This is a genomic window from Streptomyces sp. NPDC038707 (genome assembly GCF_040636485.1).
Taxonomy (GTDB): domain Bacteria; phylum Actinomycetota; class Actinomycetes; order Streptomycetales; family Streptomycetaceae; genus Streptomyces.
In genome coordinates, this window is the sequence record NZ_JBEZUP010000108.1 from 1 (window position 1) to 1,205 (window position 1,205).

General features: G+C 72.4%; 1 protein-coding gene. It reads right to left on the reverse strand.

Going from position 1 to position 1,205, the window contains the following annotated elements:
- Window positions 1-1,111 (reverse strand): polyketide synthase dehydratase domain-containing protein (locus tag AB0E62_RS40050; RefSeq protein WP_362206087.1); only part of this gene is annotated, 1,111 nt, incomplete at its 3' end.
- Window positions 1,112-1,205: the final 94 nt, after the last annotated feature.

The following is a 1,205-nucleotide window of genomic DNA, read 5'->3' on the forward strand; positions in this document are numbered from 1 at the left end:
GCGCATCCGGCTCCCGCACCACCTCCAGCGCCCGCACCGCCAACGCATGCGCCGACGCCACCACATCCTCACCACCCACCAACTCCACGAACCGCGCATCACCCGCATCCACCGCCGGCACCGGCACCGACCACTCCACCCGATACAACGAATCGGCCCGGCCGAGCTGATCGGGCGTGACGGCCCGCAGCGTGAGCGCATCGGCCGAGAGCACGAGCGTGCCCGCCGGGTCGACCGCGGTCAGCGACGCGGTGTCGCCGTCGACGGCCAGCCGGACCCGCAGCGCGGTAGCGCCGGCCGTGTGCAGGGAGACTCCCTCCCAGGCGAACGGCAACCGGCTCCGCTCGCCGTGCGCGGTCGCACCGAGGGCGTGCAGGACGGCGTCGAACAGCGCCGGGTGCAAGCCGTACTGTCCCGACATCTGTCGGGGCATCTCGACCTCCGCGAACAACACGCCGTCGGCGGCGCGCCGGACCGACCGCAGGCCCTGGAAGGACGGCCCGTAGTCGAAACCGAGCTCCAACGCCCGGTCGTAGAAGCCGTCGAGCGACACGGTCTCCGCGTCGGCCGGTGGCCACACGCCGAGGTCGGCGGCGGGAGCGGCGCCCTGGCCCAGGGTGCCGGTGGCATGCTGCGTCCACGGGTCGTCCGTGCCGTCTGGCCGGGAGAAGACACCGATCCGGCCGGTTCCGTCGACCGACACCTGAAGAACGACGCTGCCCTTCTCCGGCAGCACCAGCGGCGCCGCCATGGTCAGTTCTTCGATCCGCTGGAGGCCGATCTCTTCGCCGGCGCGCAGCGCCAGCTCCACGAACCCGGTGCCGGGGAACAGCACCCGGCCGTGTACCACGTGATCCGCCAGCCACGGGTGCGTCCGCAAGGACAGTCGGCCGGTCAGGATTACGCCGTCACCGTCGGCGAGTGGGACGACCGAGTCGATGAGCGGGTGTGCGGCCGTCGAAGGCGCTGCGTCCGACGGTTCCGGCCAGTACCGCTCGTGCTGGAAGGCGTAGGTCGGCAGGTCCACCCGACGGGCACCCGTACCGGCGAAGAACGCCTCCCAGTCCACCGCGACACCATGGGCGTGCAGCACCGCCAGCGCCGTGACCACAGCCGTCTCCTCGTCCCGGCCACGCCGCAGCATCGGCACCGTCGTCACCCCGGCGCTCTCCTGGATCATCGCCGACAGCGTGCCGTCCGGCCCC